16 protein-coding genes are annotated in these 19,273 nt (G+C 52.0%); 15 read left to right on the plus strand and 1 reads right to left on the minus strand.

Features of this window, described 5'->3' with window-relative positions; genetic code table 11:
- Positions 1 to 7: 7 nt before the first annotated feature.
- Positions 8 to 2,287 carry a polysaccharide biosynthesis tyrosine autokinase gene (locus tag ACK9YZ_RS25995; RefSeq protein WP_416068160.1) on the minus strand — a complete coding sequence of 760 codons (2,280 nt, stop codon included), beginning with the start codon at positions 2,285 to 2,287 and terminating at the stop codon, positions 8 to 10.
- Between the two features lie 449 nt (positions 2,288 to 2,736).
- Here ACK9YZ_RS25995 and ACK9YZ_RS26000 point away from each other — a divergent pair, with 449 nt between their 5' ends.
- From ACK9YZ_RS26000 to ACK9YZ_RS26070, 15 genes are all read left to right on the plus strand, one after another.
- A complete protein-coding gene (locus tag ACK9YZ_RS26000; protein ID WP_216760525.1) occupies positions 2,737 to 3,372 on the plus strand; it encodes an SGNH/GDSL hydrolase family protein in 636 nt (211 codons plus the stop codon).
- 93 nt (positions 3,373 to 3,465) lie between these two features.
- A complete protein-coding gene (locus ACK9YZ_RS26005; RefSeq protein WP_416068428.1) occupies positions 3,466 to 4,536 on the plus strand; it encodes an endo-1,4-beta-xylanase in 1,071 nt (356 codons plus the stop codon).
- A gap of 32 nt (positions 4,537 to 4,568) precedes the next feature.
- On the plus strand, positions 4,569 to 5,720 hold the full coding sequence (locus ACK9YZ_RS26010; protein ID WP_416068161.1) for a glycosyltransferase: 1,152 nt from the start codon (positions 4,569 to 4,571) through the stop codon (positions 5,718 to 5,720).
- The gene (locus ACK9YZ_RS26015; protein WP_416068162.1) at positions 5,721 to 6,188 is read left to right on the plus strand and encodes an acyltransferase; all 468 of its coding nucleotides are present in this window, start codon (positions 5,721 to 5,723) and stop codon (positions 6,186 to 6,188) included. It abuts the gene before it with no gap.
- Between the two features lie 58 nt (positions 6,189 to 6,246).
- Positions 6,247 to 7,542, plus strand: coding sequence for a glycosyltransferase (locus ACK9YZ_RS26020; RefSeq protein WP_416068163.1), 1,296 nt, complete (start codon positions 6,247 to 6,249; stop codon positions 7,540 to 7,542).
- A gap of 8 nt (positions 7,543 to 7,550) precedes the next feature.
- Complete coding sequence (locus ACK9YZ_RS26025; protein ID WP_416068429.1) at positions 7,551 to 8,879, plus strand: polysaccharide pyruvyl transferase family protein; 1,329 nt, start codon at positions 7,551 to 7,553, stop codon at positions 8,877 to 8,879.
- Positions 8,879 to 10,408 (plus strand): lipopolysaccharide biosynthesis protein, encoded by a 1,530-nt coding sequence (locus ACK9YZ_RS26030; RefSeq protein ID WP_416068164.1) that lies wholly within the window; start codon positions 8,879 to 8,881, stop codon positions 10,406 to 10,408. The genes ACK9YZ_RS26025 and ACK9YZ_RS26030 overlap by 1 nt, the downstream gene beginning before the upstream one ends.
- A 25-nt stretch (positions 10,409 to 10,433) precedes the next feature.
- Entirely contained in the window at positions 10,434 to 11,384 is a 951-nt protein-coding gene (locus tag ACK9YZ_RS26035; protein ID WP_416068165.1) for a glycosyltransferase, read from the plus strand.
- A gap of 11 nt (positions 11,385 to 11,395) precedes the next feature.
- Positions 11,396 to 12,310 carry a glycosyltransferase family 2 protein gene (locus ACK9YZ_RS26040; RefSeq protein WP_416068430.1) on the plus strand — a complete coding sequence of 305 codons (915 nt, stop codon included), beginning with the start codon at positions 11,396 to 11,398 and terminating at the stop codon, positions 12,308 to 12,310.
- A gap of 1 nt (position 12,311) precedes the next feature.
- Complete coding sequence (locus tag ACK9YZ_RS26045; protein ID WP_416068166.1) at positions 12,312 to 13,310, plus strand: glycosyltransferase family 2 protein; 999 nt, start codon at positions 12,312 to 12,314, stop codon at positions 13,308 to 13,310.
- A gap of 11 nt (positions 13,311 to 13,321) precedes the next feature.
- Complete coding sequence (locus ACK9YZ_RS26050; protein ID WP_253958416.1) at positions 13,322 to 14,653, plus strand: O-antigen ligase family protein; 1,332 nt, start codon at positions 13,322 to 13,324, stop codon at positions 14,651 to 14,653.
- 2 nt (positions 14,654 to 14,655) lie between these two features.
- On the plus strand, positions 14,656 to 15,132 hold the full coding sequence (locus tag ACK9YZ_RS26055) for a glucuronosyltransferase (protein ID WP_416068167.1): 477 nt from the start codon (positions 14,656 to 14,658) through the stop codon (positions 15,130 to 15,132).
- Positions 15,129 to 15,599 (plus strand): glycosyltransferase, encoded by a 471-nt coding sequence (locus tag ACK9YZ_RS26060; protein WP_416068168.1) that lies wholly within the window; start codon positions 15,129 to 15,131, stop codon positions 15,597 to 15,599. The genes ACK9YZ_RS26055 and ACK9YZ_RS26060 overlap by 4 nt, the downstream gene beginning before the upstream one ends.
- 149 nt (positions 15,600 to 15,748) lie before the next feature.
- Positions 15,749 to 18,001 carry a polysaccharide biosynthesis tyrosine autokinase gene (locus ACK9YZ_RS26065; protein ID WP_416068169.1) on the plus strand — a complete coding sequence of 751 codons (2,253 nt, stop codon included), beginning with the start codon at positions 15,749 to 15,751 and terminating at the stop codon, positions 17,999 to 18,001.
- Between the two features lie 97 nt (positions 18,002 to 18,098).
- Positions 18,099 to 19,181, plus strand: a complete 1,083-nt coding sequence (locus ACK9YZ_RS26070; protein ID WP_416068170.1) for an acyltransferase family protein — start codon at positions 18,099 to 18,101, stop codon at positions 19,179 to 19,181.
- Positions 19,182 to 19,273: the final 92 nt, after the last annotated feature.

Here is a 19,273-nt window from a genome sequence, read left to right on the forward strand (position 1 = left end):
AGCGGTCTTACGCTTCGTGGTAGTAGGCCGAGTAACGGCTGTAGTAGTACTCGCCTGAGCCATATGAATGGTAGAGTTTCAGTTTGGCCGTATCAACTTTGTTCAGTATTACGCCAAGGCATTTCTGTATCAATTCCGGGTGGCTGCCGAACGTCGATCGAACGACCCGTCGGGACGTATGGCCCCATTCGATGACGGCGAGCGACGCGTCAAGCATCGGCCCAACAGCCTTGGCATCCACCACAGGGCCAAGCGGTGGCAGGTCGATCACGATATAATCGAAAAAGCCGCTCATCTCCTCTAGGAGGTCTGCCATCAGTGGCGACGACAGCAAGTCAGATGAGTGAGGAATGCGGCGTTTGACAACCGCTGCAACAAAGGCGAGCTTCGTCTTGCTGTCGACAAGGACTGAATCTCTGATTGGTTTTTTATCGAGAAGCGTTTCGATAATCCCGTTTTCGGCATGCCTGCCTATTGCGCGGGTTGCGCCGGGGTTGCGCAGGTCGCCATCTACTAGAAGCGTCCGAGATCCCTGCATCGCCAACAGTTGCGCGAAATTGATCGAAACGGTCGATTTTCCCTCGCCGGGCAAGCTCGAAATGATGCCGATGATTTTGCACCTCTTCCCGGGGTTGGCCATATCGACAGCAAGCTTGGCGCTTCTGAGCGTTTCGGCGAAGGCCGAAAGTGGATGATTGACTACATACCGCGTCGCTAAACTCACATCGCTCAAGTCGCGTGGAGAGCCGGAAGTGGCAGGCGGGGGGGCGAGCTCTGTCTCAGACATGAGCGGAACATGGCCTATATACTCCATACCCAGCTCATCTCTGACCTGCTCACCCGTGCGGAAGAACCTGTCACGGAATTCTCGATAGGCCCCGATGCCGCCTCCAAACGCTGCCCCAGCGAAGATCGCCAGTGCGATTATCAAAGGCTTCTTCGGAGAGCTTGGACGCGTGGGAATTTGGGCCTTCGTGATGATGCGAGATTCAGTGATTGGGAATGACTGCTGCTGAGTTGCTTCCTGGAAACGTGTCAAGAACGTCTGGTAGAGGTTCTTATATGTATCCGCGTTGCGCTCCAGTTCGCGTAGCTGCACCTGTGTTTCGTTCGCTGCACTGGAAATGCCTGTCGCATGCGCCACGCTGTCTGCTAACGATTTCTCGCGTGTTTGGGCTACTTCCAGTTCGCTCTGGTAACTCTCGGCGATGCGATTCAGCTCTTCGAACATCAGCCGTTTGTATTCCGCCATCTCACCGCGCAATCTTACCGCCTGTATATGGTCTGGGCCAAGGCGCGCCTCCAGTTCCGATTCGAACTTGGAAGCTTCGAGATACTTTTTGCGAAGGTCGTTCGAGATGGAACTATCCAGCACATCAGTGACGATTGCGTCCGTTTTGCCAGAGTCAATGATTGCCTTCACGCGGTCATATCTTGCCTGCGCCTTCGCAGTATCCGACTGCGCCGTTATGAGGGCACTGTTGAGTTCGGTTAACTGTTGATCGCTGAGCAGCAATGAACTGCCATTTGTCGAAACAGCGACAAGCCCATGCTCGGACCGGAATTTCTGAACGGCCAGATCTGAATCCAGCGCTTTTTGTCTGAGTTCATCAATTCGTTTCTGCAACCAATCACTGGCTCTTCTGGTCGCATCGTACTTTGAATTCAGCTTATCCAGAAGATACGCATTCGCAATCGAATCAGCGATATTGGCTGCGAGTTCTGGTGAAGTTGATGTATAACTGATCGACAGGGCGTAGGATTTGCCCGTCCTTTCAACATCCATGTTGTTTGCGACGTTGGTGGCAGCTTTTATGCGTCGCAGGTCTTGATCAACGGCGCCGCCGCCGTCGTCCGAAAACCATCGTCGAAAATCGACCGCTGATCTTATCATGCGTGAAAGCGACGGTGGGGCCGACATGAAAACCGGGTTATCGAGCAAGTTGAGTTTATCAACGACGGCTAGTCCAACCGTGTCAGATTTAAAAAGCTCGACTTCGCTCAGAATAGCGCCATCATCATCAACTTGAACGCCCATATTCGCCAGTTGATTCAAAATCTCGCTGTTACCGCGATCGATCAGCACGCTTGTCGTCGCAGTAAATTGCGGGACGGCGGTGAGAAGATAGGCGATGCCAAATAGCAGGAAGACGAATACCGAAACCGCCACAACCAGCCATTGCCGCCGTGCGATCGAGAACAGTTTTTCGAAATCGATAAACTCTTCCTGAGTGTCGCCGGTCGGTTCGTAATCGCTGTTCGGAATCGCTTTTTCGGGCGAGAGCAATCTTACCTCCATCTGAGCAACCATGGCACTATTTCAAACCGTATCGCCCGTTTGAGGAAAAAATTCGTCGTGCAGCGCAACAGCTACACGACACACTTTAGATTTTCAATATACCACCGGAAACGGCCTTTTCCGGGCGATTTATTAAATTCGGGCTCTTCTGGTCGCAGCAAATCTGGTGCCCCTTCGTCAAATTTTCCAAAAAATCAAACGGTTGCTTGAGTAAGCCGCCACCTACGAGGCGGCGGAATATTTCGCCGCCGACGGCGATTTGCCTGTGTGCAGTGCAAAAAAATCCAGCGCTGCCATTGTTTCGCGTTTCTGACACGTTAACCTGATGAACAGTGAAATGGGTAGCCGTAGCCGCTAGGCCGAGGAGAAAACGCATAGCTCGCCCAGCTTGGTCGCAGATAAAAACCGATGATTGAGCAACAGGAGCGGCGGATCAGATGCGCAGCATATTGTTAGGTGTCGCAATTATGTTCGGTGCTCATGACGTGATGGCGTCCGCTTCGGAACTAAAGATCGTAAGCTTCGGAACGTCTTTGACGGACATCGGCGGTTGGCAACCCGCCCTGCAGAAACAGCTATCGTCCTGTCTGAACCGAGAGGTCAAGGTGACGAAAGTCGCAATGAGCGGCGCCACGTCATATTGGGCGAAAGCGCATCTGGACAGCGTCGTGAGGGAGAAGCCAGACATCGTTTTGATCGAGTTTTATGCGAATGATGCGACGCTCCATCGTTTCGTCTCCGTGGCCGCCAGCCGAAAGAACATGGCGTATATTCTCGATGAACTGCACAAGAGGCTTCCCGACGCCCGGATCATTGCCATGGCCATGAACCCCTTTTCCGGGATTCGCGGAGTCGTCCGACCTTTCGTTGATGATTATATCGAGGCACACAAGCAGGAGGCGCAAAATAGACACCTGGAGTTTGTAGATTTTCGTGGTCTCTGGATGCAGCTTTCGCCTGCGGAGCGCGGGCAGGCAATACCGGACGGTGCGCATCCAAAGCCGGAGGCTGCAGCGCGGATCATCATTCCCGAGCTCGTCGATCGCATTTCGGACTCAGTGTGCAAACAGTAGTCGCCATCGTTCGAACTATCGCTTGTCGGAGACGTGAACTCCTTCATTCAATGGCAATTTGAAGCAGAATTGCAGTCATCGGAGATTTTGCAAATGTATAGACGCGAGCTTCTGAAAGCTGCTGCTGGCGCAACTGTCGGCCTGATGAGCTACGGATATCTCAATGAGGCATCCGCGCAAGTTGAAGATTCTCTGAGAAACCTGGCGGACAGGAAAGGCTTTCGATTCGGCAGTGCCATCGACTACCAGAACCTACAGGACGAATGGCTCAAAGATCTCTATAGGACACATTGCAATTCACTGACCGCCCGAAATTCAATGAAATGGGTAGGGACTGAACGCTCCCCCGGCAAATTTACCTTCGGTCAAGCGGATGCCATTGTCGCCTTTGCGGAAGCTGAAGGCATGAAGAGCTATGGTCACACGCTCGTGTGGAAGAACGTTCCCTCTTGGGTATCGAAGATTAAAGATGCAGCGGAAGCCCGCAAAGTTATGTTGCGCCATGTCCGCGCCGTCGTCGGTCATTTCAAGGGTCGAGTCGATGCCTGGGACGTCGTCAATGAGCCGATGGAATATGATACGGCGGAGATGCGCTCTTGGACAATTCAAAATCTGCTGGGAGACGACTACGTAACAGAGAGTTTCTTGGCCGCCCATGAGGCCGATCCAGACGCGGTCCTTGTTCTCAATGAAGCTCATCTGGAAAAGGTAGGCTCGAATTTTGAACAACGACGTATTTTGCTGCTGAAACTGATAGAGGCGCAACTCGCAAAGGGTGCGCCGATTCACGCAGTTGGACTCCAGGGGCACTTTCGCCCGGGCATCGATAAGCTCGATGAGGCAGCTGTTGCACGGTTCTGTGGAGAACTGAAGGATATGGGCCTTTCCGTATTCATCACGGAACTCGATGCTTCTTGCCGCTTCACCTATGCAGACAAGAAGTTCAACGAAGCCGATTACGGCAAAATCTTCGAGTCTTTCGTCACGACTGTAGCGGAAAGCGGCAACTTGAAGGGTGTAACCGTCTGGGGCCTGGCCGAGAGGTACGGAGAGCTGGAGCCGAAGCCAGTCGGTGCATGCCGCAAGTACATTAACCTCTATGACGACAATAACGAACCTAGAAGTACAGTAGAGGGTCTCACGGCTGCCCTGAACAGTCTATAAACCCGTCCAGCAGCAACATCCGGAAGTTTATCGTGAAAAATGTCGCCATCTACATCGAAACTTTTTTGCCTCCAAGTCAGTCGTTCATTATCAATCAAGCGCAATCCTTCAGGAACTATAATGCGACAATTCTCGCAGGAGAAAGGGTTAGCTCTGCCCATACCCAGCAGGCGAAAGTAGAGGTCCAAGATATCAGAAGTTCGCCCCGCATGCGTGCCGGGGAACTGTTCTTGAAAATTCCTCGGATTGGTATCCCAGCACTTTTTCCGGTCACGAAAAAAGCGGACCTCATCCACGCCCATTTCGGTAAGAATGGTTACGTGATCGGGCCGTTGGCACAAGCTGCCAGACTACCACTCATCACGACTTTTCATGGCTTTGATGCGACATACACCGGTGATCCTAAAGGACCGGGTGGCTTCAACCAGGTGCGTTTCTTCTCGCATGGCCGCAAACAGATGGCGGGTTGGAACGGCTGGAATATCGCAGTGTCTGACTTCATTCGCGAGCGGCTGCTGGAGATCGGCTTTCCGGAACAACGAATATTGCGCCACTACATCGGCTTGGACCTGACGATGTTCAAAGGCTCGCCCACGAAACGGCGCAAGGGCTTGGTTGTCTCGGTTGCGCGCTTCATTGAGTACAAGGGGCACCGCTACATGATTGAGGCGCTGTCTCATGCTGCAGCGCAAGGTAATCCGATCGAATTCGTCATGGTTGGAGACGGCCCATTAAGGGGGGAAATCGAGGCTTTGGCGCGCAAAAGCTTGCCAAAGGTGACGATTTATGAAAACCTTTCGCAGTTGCACATAAGAAATCTGCTTGCCGAAGCCGAACTCTATCTACATGGGAGTGTGACTTTGGAAAATGGTCATGCAGAGGCTTTCGGTCTCGCAAATTTGGAAGCTCAAGCTGTCGGGACGCCGGTCGTCGCCTTTCGTTCAGGGGGGGTCGGCGAGGCTGTCGAAGATGGCGCAACAGGTTTTCTTGTTGCAGAACGAGACACTACCGGCATGTCGAATGCGATAGGGCGCCTCTTGAGCGATGCGGATATGTGGGGCGCTTTTAGCGCCCGAGCTTCGGTTATGGTCTCGGAAAAATTCGACATTCTCCATCAGACCCGGCTGCTCGAAGACCATTATGACGCGGTTCTTGATGAGTTTGCGACAGCGAGGCGCGTGTAAATGGGTAAGAATGGAAAACAGCCTAAGTGGGGCCTCTATTCATTTCGTCGATGGCGCAATGCGATCGTCAAATTGAAGTGGCTCTACTACACAAAATTCTGGGGCATGGATATCCATCCAACCGCCAGCTTTTCCTTAAGTGTGCGTTTCGACAAGACGAATCCGAAGGGCATGCATATTGGAGAAGAGACTTACGTTGCGTTTGAAGCCGCAATACTGACCCACGATCTTACACGTGGTCTTTTTCTTGACACACGGATCGGCAAGAGGTGCTTCATCGGTGCGAGAAGCATCATTTTGCCGGGAGTTGAGATCGGTGACGAGTGTGTTATCGGCTCCGGCGCTGTTGTAACGAAGAGCGTTCCTCCGCGGTCGCTCGTGGTCGGCAATCCCGCCAAAATTATTAGAAGCGATATCAAGATTATTTCACGTTACGGACGCATGGCTGTCGACGAACCTGCGGAATGATTTCGTCCAAAACTTCTGGCAATTGACGTCGGAGACGAAGCAGGGTGAGCGAAAAAATATGAACTATCCACAGAGAATTAATGTGAAAGAAGCGACATGGGAGTTCGAGCCTTTTCCTGTTGTCTATTTCTCCCTGTCTTTTCCTGAACTCAGCCAGACATTCGTATTTAACGAGATCCGCAGCATTGCCGAACTTGGCGGTGATATTCGGGTTCTTTCCTGCAAATCACCCTCAGAGAATCGCTCGAATCTACCGAACGCTTATGGCTACGAGGACCGGATCGATACCATTTTCGATGGGACTACAAGGTCCAGTCGGGCGCGACGATTGTTGGCGGCAGCGAAAGCTGCGTCAAAGCTGCTGATCAGGAACCCTGCATTGCTTCCGAATGTTCTGTTGGCGGCATGGAGTGGCGATACCGTGGTGCCTTTCTCCATGAAGCTTGCCATTGCGGTCAGACTGCAGTCGCACCCCGACAGCATAATTCATTGTCATTTCGGGCCTGCCGGCAAAGTCATCGCTGACTTGAAAAAACACGGTCTAGTCAAGTCGCCCATGACGACCGTGTTTCATGGTTATGACATTACGCAATATATCGTTGAAGCGACAGATGCGTATAAGACTTTGTTCTCTGAGGCGGACCTGCTAATTCCGATCAGCGATTTCTGGCGTCGCCGCCTTACAGAGCTTGGCGCTCCCTCCGACAAGATTCGCACTATCCGTCTTGGCGTCGATTGCAATGCTTTCGAATATAAGCGCCGCGTTGCGGTCCCCGGCGAAACAACGCGATTCATCACGATCGGTCGAATGACGGAGAAGAAAGGCCATCGTTACACGATTGAGGCTTTCAAGGCTTTGGCCGAGCGTCGGCCTGACCTCAATATTTGTCTCGACGTCATCGGAGACGGGCCGGATCTTCAGGAGATTCGAGCGATCACGACCGGATGGCAATCCAATGCCAAGATCACTTTGCATGGTGCGCTTGCGCATCAAGATGTCAGGGCAATGTTAGATCAATCGCATATCTTTGTGCTGCCCAGTGTGGTTGCTGCCAATGGGGACATGGAGGGTATTCCTGTTTCTATCATGGAGGCAATGGCGATGGGATTACCTGTGATCAGCACGCGTCATAGCGGCATCCCAGAGCTCGTAGAGGACGACTTGTCAGGCATCCTCGTTGACGAACGCGATGTTGACGCCCTGTCGGCAGCAATGGAAAGGCTCGGATCTGAGCCTGAGCTTCAGTTGGCAATGGGCAAGGCAGGCCGTGCCGTCATTGAGCGCGAATATAATGAGCGTACACAAGCTCGCGTTCTAATGAGCGCGCTTTCCAAGATCTCATCAAAAGAATAGGTCGATTGATGCATGTGGTTATAGAAAATACCGTATGTCTGAACGCAGGCGACGCTGCGATCCTGATCGCGATTATGCGGATAATACGCGAGACTTTTGGGGATGACGTTCAGTTTTCGGTGTTTGATAGCGATCCCGAGATCGCGCGGCGATACTATTCCGGAATCGATTTCTATCCTCTGACGACATCTCTCCTGGCAACGAAGCCGGTGCTGACGTTCCTCGGCCAGCAGTGGAGCATAAGGCTTCGCCGCAATATCGACCGGATCAAGCGTCGCGAGTTTCGACGTATGCTTGCCGCCATGTCCAGCGGACGTAGGGCGGGCGGAGGTCTTTTGCTGGATCCTCAAATCGCTCGCAATATCGAGATCTATTCTAAAGCCGATATGGTGATCTCGACGGGCGGCACTTATCTTGTCGAGCGCTACGGTCTCGATGAGCGTATCGAAGAGTTTGAAAAGGACCTGGCTCTCAAAAAGCCGCTTGTGCTGTTTACACAATCACTTGGTCCGTTTAAGCAGCCAAAGAACAAGGCTGCTGTCAAAAAGGTCCTGGACCAGGCGCACCTTGTCCTTCTTCGCGACGCCCGGTCACAGCAGTATCTGCGCGACAGCGATATCACGCACGACCGGCTGCAGGTCGTGGCCGACAGCGTTTTCGCGCTCGCGGATATCGAGCGCCTGTCCGCGCCATTGCGCGCGCGGGTTGGTGAAAGGTTGCGAGTGGCGGTTTCTGTTCGCGATTGGGCGCATTTTGAAGGACGAAGCCCCGCGGACGGTATGGAGCGTTATCTTGACGCGGTAGCCGGAGCAGTGACTGCGCTGGTGCGTGATGACAATGCCGAAGTCGTATTTCTTTCGACGTGCCAAGGCATTCCCGAATATCGATACGATGATTCCGCCGTCGGCCAGCGCATTTTTGAACGATTGGATGAGGAAACGCGCAAATCCGTCAGTGTTGACCGCGCTTTCCATGAGCCTGAAGATTTGCTCGCCCAACTGAAAGGCTTCGATTTCGTTATCTCGACCCGGATGCACATGGCGATCCTGTCGCTTTGCGCCGGGGTTCCCGTTCTGCCGATCGCTTACGAATTCAAGACCACCGAGCTCTATAATTCGCTCTCGCAGGGGGAGTGGGTGACAGACATATCTCATATCGACCGGGAATCTTTCGTGGCGCTTGCACGTCGCTTCAGTGGCAGTCTGGCGGATTTCTATGCAAAGGTTGCACCTTACATAATCGAACAATCCCGTTCTGCCCGGTCGGCCGGCCCTCTGATTGCTGCCAGCATCAGCGCATCACAAAAAGTCGCCGAACAAGCAAGGTCCGCAATGTGATGAGCGAGCCTTTAGAAGCAAATTCTGGCGCTGTCGGAAAAAAGACCGTCAAGGCATCGATCTGGCTCTTGACGGGGGTTTTTTACAGCCGCCTCGCCAATCTGGCGATGATCATCATCCTTGCGCGCATACTGGTGCCGGCCGATTTTGGGCTCGTTGCGCTGGGTACTACGCTGCTGACGATCCTTCTGGCCGTGACTGATCTGGCACTATCAAACGCTCTAATTCACCATAAGGAACCGGTAACGGCGGATTTTGACACGGCTTTCACGTTAAGTGGTATTCGCGGAGCAATCCTCGCCCTGATCATGGTTGTCAGCGGCTTTGTAATGGCCGACATATACCACGATCCACGGCTGATCGGTGTATGCGTGGGCCTGTCTATAAGGCCTTTACTGAATGGCCTGCGCAGCCCGAACTTCGTTCGCTACGCTATCGACCTGGACTTCAAGACCATTTCGATATCGGAAGCACTGGAATACACGGCCCAACTCATCGTATCAGTTGCAGTTGCGTTTATTACTGAAAGTTATTGGGCCATTGTCGCCGGAGCTGTTGCGGCGTCGGTATCAGGCATCATAACGTCTTATTATTATTCTCCGTACAAGCCTGGTTTTTCTCTTGCGTCCTGGCGCAAAATAATCGGCTTTTCGATCTGGCTGACCTTTAACCAATTTGTCTCCATCGTTGGCAACCGGTTCGACAATTTCCTTGCAGGCGGGGTTCTTGGAGTAGCAACCTTTGGTGCTTATTCCGTTGGAAACAATATTTCTCAGATGATCACTCAATCTGCGACCCAGCCGCTGGAGCGGGTTTTGTTTCCTAGCTTTGCTAAGATGACCAATGACAAAGCGCGTCTTGCCGAAGCCTATCAAAAGAGTCAGGCGTCTCTCTTTGCCATTGGAATGCCTCTCGGTGTTGGTCTCGCGCTTGTTGCGGATCCATTCGTTTATCTGATGCTCGGTCCCAACTGGACCGTTGCGGTTGAGGTGATCAGGTTTATCGCGCCCGTTCTCGGTATTCAGATCGTTTTTGGCCCAGCGAATGCGCTTGCATATGCGGTCGGTGCTACGCGACAACTATTCAATCGTGGGATGATCCTTCTGTTGCTGCGCGTGCCGGTGGTGATATTGGGACTTTACTTCTACGGCCTCACAGGCCTTCTTGTCGCCCGGACAATTTCTGGTGGCCTATTTCTGTCCATAACTAATTTTTATCTCATTCGCTCACTGACCGGGTTGAGCACGTGGCAGCAATTGACTGTGACGTGGCGTTCATGGGCGAGCGGGGCGGCAATGGTCGTGATCGTCTTATTGTCTGGCAATTTCACAAGCCCAATAAACAGTACGGCACATGCATCGATTGCGCTGGTGCTCTTGTCTGTTCTCGGGGCTGCCGTTTATTGTGCAGTGCACGCTGGCCTGTGGGTAATAACCGGAAAATCGCCAATAGGAATTGAAACCGAAGTCGTGAAAATTTTGAAGCGAATGCTTCAGGTTATTCAAAGTCGTCGCGGGAAATTTGCTTGACCGCTTTAACGGAACGAGGCGATGCATGACGAGTGAAATTGTTATTTCCGTGCTTTTCGCATGCCATAATGGCGAGAAGAGGTTGCGGCGCACCCTTGATTCCTTTGCGGCTCAGGATCTTCCGGTCGATCAGTGGGAGCTTATTGCTGTCGATAATAATAGCAACGACAAGACTTTTGCGATTTTTGAGGAATACCGCGATCGATTGCCGATTGTTCCAATGCAGCATTCCGCTCCAGGCAAGTCTCGCGCCTTAAATGCTGGTCTCGCGCGAGTTCGCGGAAAATTTCTAGTGCTGACCGACGACGATGTGCGTGCTGAGAGCAATTGGCTGAGTACCTTCCGCCAGTGCGCTGAGCTTAATCCGGATTACTCAATCTTTGGCGGGCGGATCATTCCTGAATGGGAAACGTATCCTCAGGGCGACCCTTTGATGGATTGGATCCCGATGGGGTCCACCTTCGCGATTATCGATGAGCTCCAAAGCAAACCATGCGAGGCAAATATGGTTTGGGGGCCAAACACAATGATCCGACGCCAATCGATCCCATCCGATACCCGCTTTCGGGAAGATATCGGGCCATTGGCCGGTGGTCTCTATCCTATGGGACAGGACCAGGAATTCATTATGCGCTTAGCGAAATATAGTTTGAAATCATACTATTGCGCCGAAGCAATTGTGCACCATTGGATTCCCGCATCCAATGTCAAAGAGGAGTGGGTGCAGCGACGTGGCGAACGATTGGGATATGGAGTTCCTGCACTTTTTCCCGAAGAGATCCCAGCAGGACCCAAGATAAAGGGCATTCCTTTGTCGACTTGGCTTGAGAGCATCCACTGGTCCCTAAGGGCAGCATTGCTTTACTACCTGCCGCGCTCCAAGTGGCGGTTTTGGGCGATCTGGAAATATTACTACATGCGCGGATATAGAGCCGGTATTCGAAGGTTTGCGCCAGCGCCGGTTTCTCAGTCATGAGCGGTGGATCTATGGAAGGGACGCGTCCCAGGGTGTCGGTGCTTATCAACAACTACAATTACGCCCAGTTCTTGCGGGCGTGCATTGATAGCGTCCTCGCACAGGACTATCCCGAATTTGAAGTCGTCGTGGTTGATGATGGTTCGACAGACGATTCGCGTGACATCATTTCGTCGTACGGCTCGCAAATTGTGCCGGTATTGAAAGAGAATGGCGGCCAAGCCTCGAGCTTCAATGCAGGCTTTGCCACTGCGAGTGGAGAGATTATCTTTTTGCTCGATTCCGATGATGCATTTCTCTCTGGAAAGCTTCGTCAGATTGCCCGGCTGTATGATCGTGACTCTCTGGACTGGTGTTTCGATCGGGTGACGACAATAGAGGGGGAGGGGCCGTCAGAAGACCTGGAGATCCAGATGTACGATCAGCGTGACGCGATCCGTCGAGGACATTATCCATCAATCCCGGTACCGACGTCCGGTTTGAGCTTTCGACGAGGTCTTATTGAACAGATCCTGCCGATGAAGACGGCCAAGGATGTCGTGTTAAGCGATAATTATCTGAAATTTGCGGCGGTCTATCTCGGCCGGGGTGCCATTGTCTCGACGCCGCTCACCTTTCAGAGAATTCATCAGGCAAATCGGTATACTGGCACATCCAGGGCGAGCAGCCTGCGTCCCAAGATCATGATTGCCACGGGCCTGGAATTGGCCCGTCGTTACACCGGGCTTCATGCCCTTGGTAAAGGCCTGATAGCCGGAGGTATTGCCGAGGCCGGCACGCCATTCACGCAGCTCCGAACAGAGGCCCAGCGCGCTCTGGCCGATAGTCCGTTTGGGCAATCTGCAGTATCGCAGATCGCGATGGCTGCCGCCCGCAAACGTCTGATCAGAAAACTGAAAGGCTACCGCAATGATAACCGGACATGAGATGGACGCAAAGCAGTCAGCTGACAACAAGGTCTGGCGTATAACCGTTGCTGTGCTGACATATCGGCGGCCGGAAGGCATCGTAAAGCTTCTGGATTCGTTGACACGCCAGGAGCGGCACCCCGCCCGACCTTACCATATGACGGTTTTGGTCGTTGATAACGATGCGACCGAAAGCAGCCGCGACATCGTGGAAGGTTTCGACACGAAAGGGGTCTTCGATATCGTTTATGCAGTCGAACCCCGCCAAGGTATTCCCGTCGCGCGCAATCACGCCATGGATAAGGCGCCGCAACCCTCGCCGGAAACCGGCGAGTTGCTGGATCCTGACTATTTTTGTTTTCTGGATGATGACGAATGGGCAACCGAGGGCTGGATGGATGCGATGCTGGATACCTGCCTCAGGCAGAAAGCTGATTGCGTTTACGGTTACGTCGTGCCGGTCTATCCGGAAAATGCACCGGAATACTGGGTCAAGGCGCGCGTATTTGAAAGCGCTCGGAACCAGGAAGGCGGACGCATTGATTATGCCGCTTCCAACAATGTCATGTTCGACTACAAGTTGGTGCAATCGTGGAACCTTCGCTTTGAAGAAAAGATGCTGAATACCGGGGGCACAGACTACCTTTTCTTCAATCAGGCAGTAAAACTCGGGATGAAAATCGTTTGGACCGAGCGCGCGATGGTCTATGATATTATTCCGCTGAAACGGATGACGTGGAAGTGGGTGCTTCAGCGACAGTACCGGCTTGGCAATACCTTTGCGGTGAGCGAGGTGTTGCACGGAAATCGCAAACAGCGGCTCTACCGGCTGATATACGGCATCACTCGGACCGGGTTAGGTGTGGCCATGTTGCCGACACTGGCGGTATCGCCCTATCTCGGTATGCGAGCGCTCACGCATTTGCTGCGGGGGGCTGGCGTTGTGACCGGTCTGTTTGGTCATTTCTATCAGGAATATCAGCCACCAAAAGAGGCTCAATCTTCGGCCGCTAGCTAGGCGACAATGTAATGAGTATAGATACGCCATACCATAACAGCTCGCAGATGATCGCCCGACGAGGTGCCGCCATCTCGCGGTTTGCGATCAGAAAGGAGCTTTTTGTTTATATCCTTCTGTCGGCAATGTTCTACATCGCTTTATGGCGAGGTACAGGCATGTGGTATGGCCTGCCTGCGAACTTTAACGACGGCAGTACGGGAAATATTCTGCCCCACCAGATCATTCTTTATAGCTTGATCCCACTGATAGCTGTTTATTCTCTCATTGAACCGCACCGGTTTATTGCCTACCTCCGGCGCATTCCGCCGTTGTTAACGATAATCATTGTGCTGTGCCTTGCATCAGCAGCTCAGTCTGTTCAACTATCCGCCTCTTTGAAAGGGATGGTAGCCGTAACCGTCCTTACTCTGCCACCTCTGCTGTTTCGTCTAAGATACGGCAGCGTTGAAACACTCAGATTGGCCAGAAATTTTTGCATTGTCGCGATCTTCGCCAACGTCCTTTACACCTTCGCGTTTCCTCAGTTCGCGATAATGTCGGGAAATGACTACGACGGTATGGTCAAGGGGCTTTTTTATCACAAGAACGAGTTGGGGCAGTTCTGCGCTATCGCATTTATAATCATACTGGATATGAAATCGCCGCTTAGGAGGTTGAGTTACGAGATGCTAATTCGTAACGCAGCTCTTCTGCTGACGGTCCTCCTCGTTGTTTTAGCGCGATCGTCGACGGCCATTGTGATGATTGGCGTTGGCACATCGATGCTCGTTGGCTTGAGAGCAATTAGCGCGGTCGGAAACATCACGGTAAAATCTCTTTTCGTCCTTCTTTTTTGCATCTTGCTTGGCTTGTTGGGGTCTCTGGCCTATCTCGGCGTTGCCGAAGCTATCGCAAGTGCTTTTGGCAAGGATCTGACGTTTTCGGGCCGCTCGAATATCTGGGATCAGCTGTTACCGCTCGTCTACGAGCGTCCTTTTCTGGGGTATGGATTTTCCACGTTTCGCCAGCCGGATATTGTGAAAGAGTATGTCCACGTTACCTTTGAAGCGAAGTCTACTCACAATTCATACCTGGAACTTGCTCTGAGTATTGGGGTTCCGGCGACAGTGTTGTGGACAGTTTATGTGTTGTCGCGCGTGTACCTAAAGACAGTTATGACGCAAAGCACCATTCAGATGAGAGCGGCGCAATCGAAGGAGGCTGTGATCCTGTTTCTTATTGCTATTGGCGGTCTCACTGAGGCCGCAATGATGCTTTCTCCTTCGCTGGTATGGCCGATTATGGTTGCCTCTCTGCCACTAACTTGCTCTCCAATCATCCTGAAAACGAAAAGGCGATAACGATGAGCGCAAGCACATACGAGTCGAACCAAAATCGCAAAATTCTTGCCGTGTCATCAGGCGGCGGCCATTGGGATGAGCTTATTGCTCTACGCGGGGCATTCGATGAGGCGGACGTCGTATTCGCGACGACCATTCCCGAGCTCTTGCAAAAATATTCCATCACGGACGGCTATTGCCTTCCTGATTGCAACAGGAATGATGTCTGGATGTCTGTCCGCTGTTTTTTTTCAGCGTTTAGCCTAGTTTTTCGATCTAGGGCAGATGTCGTCATTTCGACGGGCGCGGCTCCCGGCTTGTTCTGCTTGCTGGCCGCGCGGATCATGGGCAAGAAAACAATCTGGATAGATAGCATCGCCAACGCCGAAGAGCTGTCGATGTCCGGAAAGTTGGCCGGTTTTGTAGCAACAACGTGGCTTACCCAATGGCAACATCTGGCTCGCCCATCCGGACCTCATTTTGCGGGAGCGGTACTTTGATCTTGGTTACGGTCGGCACGCAATTGCCGTTCGATCGCCTTGTTAGGGCGTTGGATGAAATGGCTCCGAACATTTCTACTCCCATGTTCGCTCAGATTGGGAAAGGTGAATACAAGCCCCGCAATTTCGAGTGGGTGGAGACGATCGCACCACTGGAAATGGACGGCGTATTTGCGAGGACATCATTGATTGTGTCTCATGCGGGAACCGGGACAGTTCTTGCAGCCAAGAGGTTCAAGAAGCCGATCATTTTGTTTCCCCGGCGCGCCGCATTTGGTGAACACAGGAATGACCACCAATTGGCGACCGCTGGTCAACTTGACGGGAGACCGGGAATACGTGTCGCCTATACGGAAACAGAATTGGGTGAGCTCATTACTGGCCCTCCAACTGAAACGATGGAATTAGGCCTGACCACCGCGCCAGCGGCGAAACTTGTAGACTATCTTCGATCCGTTATTGGGTAGTGGTCCGGCGAGCGAGATCGTTCAATAACGGCGGAAGGAATACGAAAAGTCATTGGTTGTTCGCGAGATTTGTCGTACGCCGTACATGCCGCTGCCTTGAAATGAGCCCACGCTAAGTTTGTCACCGACATTGCTGTACAGGAGGCTGGATGCTTTCGCCGAATTCACCTACCGTGTTGGCGGTATCTCAAATGGATGATCAATCCGAAAGGATCGATTTTGAGAAGCTTTTCGCGATAGCGCGCCGCCAATGGCGTGTCGTTGGGATTTGTGTTGCATTTTTTGCCATATTAGCGGTCGTCTATCTTTTGACTACTGCTCCATATTTTACTGCGTCGACCAGCGTTTTGATCGATCGGGGCAATTCGGAGCTGATAAATCAACTATCGTCGCTGGGTGCGCCGATAGACGACGAAACCGCGTTGCTGAGCGAAATTCAGCTTTTTCAATCTGACACAATCGCGCTTGCGGTCGTTGACAACCTTAAGCTTGCCGATGATCCGGACTTCATGGCTTCGGATTTTTCGTTCACGCATCTCTTAAAATCACTTTTGAATTTCAACTCTTGGTTTGCCAGCGCGGACCTGGTGACGGCTGCGGAAGATCGGCGACAAGCTGCGGCCAGCCGGCTGAACGACAATATGGACGTCGAGCGCGTTGGAAAATCATATGCGCTGTCGATCGGGTATACGTCGCGCTCGCCAGACCAGGCAGCGGATATAGCGAATGCTATTGCTGATGCATATTTGGTAGATAAGCTAAATTCAAAATTTGAAGCGACGAGCCGTGCAAGCGGTTGGCTGCAGGAGCGTATTGATGAGCTCAAGCAAAAAGCTCTTGAATCCGATTTGGCCGTACAAAAATTCAGGGCCGACAACGGTCTTGTTGCAACGGACGGAAATTTGCTGACGGATCAGCAACTTTCTGAGCTCAGCAGCAATCTCATTAAAGCGCAGGCAGACACTGCGCGCGCTCAGGCGAAGTTTGACCGCATCCGTAAAATCATCGATTCCGGTCAGATGGACGCAATCGTGACCGATGTACTCGACAATTCCCCGTCGAACGACATTCGCAAGAAGTATCTCGAAGATTCGAAGCTCGCGGCAGAGATTTCAGCCCGTCTTGGGCCGAACCATGAACAGGTGGTTCGGCTTAAAGCCGAAATGGAAGAATATAAGCGTCAGATGTTCGACGAACTTAATCGTATCGCTGAGAGCTATAAAAGCGATTTAGACGTCGCGCAGACGAGGCAGAAATCACTAGAGAACAGTGTCACAAAAGCAACTCAGGTTAGCGCTGCCGCTGGAGAAACACAGGTCGAATTGCGCGAACTCGAGCGCAAGGCGGACTCGTATCGAAACCTATACCAAAGTTTCCTGACCCGTTTCCAAGAGGCGGTACAACAACAGTCATTTCCCATAACCGATGCCAGGGTAATTACCCGAGCGCAAACCCCAGACAAACCAAGCGCACCAAAAAAACCACTGGTTTTAGCAGTGGCAATTTTCCTTGGGCTTGCTGCGGGAAGCACAATTGGGGCCCTTCGCGAATTCCGTGATCGCTTCTTCCGCACAGGCGACCAAGTGCGAGAGATTCTGGGGCTTGAGTATCTGGGGCATGTTCCGAAGGTGGTTGCCGAAGAATTCAAGGTTTCTTCGGAGCAGTCCGCTCAACACGTTCGAAAGATCAGCGGGCTCCATGAATATGTCGTTGAACATCCTTTGTCCGCTTTTGCTGAAACGCTTCGCAATGCAAAGGTGGCGGCGGATATCGAGAATCCCATGCGGCAGACAAAGATCATCGGTGTGGTCTCCTGCTTGCCGTCCGAAGGGAAATCAACGCTCGCCATCAATTTCGCACAACTCCTTTCAAACCAAGGAGCCCGGACACTTCTCATCGATGGCGACCTCAGAAATCCTGGCGCGACGAGAGCCCTTGGGCAGCATGCAGCCAATGGACTGTTGGAGGCGTTGCTTCAAGACAGGTCTTTGGATGAGCTCATTTTGACCGACCCGGCAACTACCCTTTCGTTTTTGCCGGCTGTGGTCAAATATCGGGTGCCGCACTCCTCAGATGTATTGGCTTCGGCGGCAATGGCCAACCTCCTGAGCGAGGCCGCAAAGAGATTCGATTATATTATCCTAGATCTTCCCCCGCTTGGGCCTGTCGTCGATGCGCGTGCAGTCAGCCATCTACTCGACACGGTATTGCTGGTAGTAGAATGGGGTAAGACCTCGCGCCGGATTGTGCAATCGATAATGGCTGAACAACCCGAGATAAGGAAACGATGCGCAGGCGTAATCCTTAACAAAGTCGATTTGGAGAAAATAAAGCTCTACAGATCTCACGGCTCAAGTGAGTACTATTATAGCCGTTATTCTAATTACTATCAGGAAAACTAGAGGCTGTTGAATCGATGGGTAGTCATAATGGCTCCATTGATGGCAGGCATACTTATGACCGCCGTCTGGCAGTTTGGTGTGGACTTGGGAGCCGCGGTTGATCAAAAAAAGTGAGATACGCGCTTTAACCGGATTTCGCGGAATTGCTGCTCTGGTGGTTGCTTCCTATCATTTTGCTCGTGGGCTCGGGGAGAATTCATTCTTCGTTGTAAGCTCGGGTTATATTGCGGTTGATGCGTTCTTTGTTCTTAGCGGCTATGTGCTGGCATATAACTATGCGGAAACTTTCGCCGACCGCTTTGATCGAAACGATTATCGCGATTTCTTAATAAGACGCATATGCCGCATATATCCGGCATATCTTGGGATTTTGGCTCTCGCCACTGTCAAAGTGAGTGCAAATCTAGGTGGCGGCGGACCACCTATGGTTCTCGACGCATGGGACGCTTTTTGCAACATTTTTATGCTAACCGGTTGGGGTTTGCATGCCACTCCGATCATTGGAGTCTCCTGGTCCGTAAGTGCTGAACTCTTCTGTTATTTACTGTTTCCGCTATTCGCGTTGCTAACGAAGGGCAATGTTACACTCTTATGGGCAGTCGCTGTGGCTTTTTTCGGCGGTATCGTCTGCCTTGCACGACTGGGTTTAGGCGTTCAAGGGCCGATGGATATCGTCTCTCCGGATCATTCGTATTCTTTGCTGCGAGCAGCTTGTGGATTTGGCCTCGGTGTTATTGGGTATTCCATTGCAGTTAGGACAGCCCTGGGAGATCAGGGAGTAGTTACCCGGCTCTTGCCGGTCTGTATATGTATCTTGGCTGTTAGCTGGTACTTCGATGAAACAGATTTGATCAAGTATGCGTTGCTTGTTTGTCTTGTTTGGTTGATCGCACAAGGATCTCGAATCGGCGAAGGGATATTCGGCAATCGGATTGTCTATTTCGTCGGAGAAGTATCGTATTCGTTATATCTGATCCACCCTTTGCTCATTTCGTTCTCCGTGAAGCTGGCGAAGCGCCTTTTTTTATTGATCGGGTCAGAAGTCGCTTTCGTTCTTGCGCTTTTGGCGTATCTGTTACTGACTATTGCTCTGTCTTATGTGTCCTACCGCGCATTTGAACTTAAAGGTAAAAACCTAATGCTCAAATTCCTTCTTCCTCGACGACGACCGGCTATTTGAAAGAGCTGAAGCGCTCGTCAAGATCCGAGGCTACTTCATGCCAAAAAGTAGGGCAAAGCAGAAGTTCTGAAAAAAACCGCTACTGCCATTAC

The sequence above is a fragment of the Rhizobium sp. ZK1 genome, from assembly GCF_047782645.1.
Taxonomy (GTDB): Bacteria; Pseudomonadota; Alphaproteobacteria; order Rhizobiales; family Rhizobiaceae; genus Rhizobium.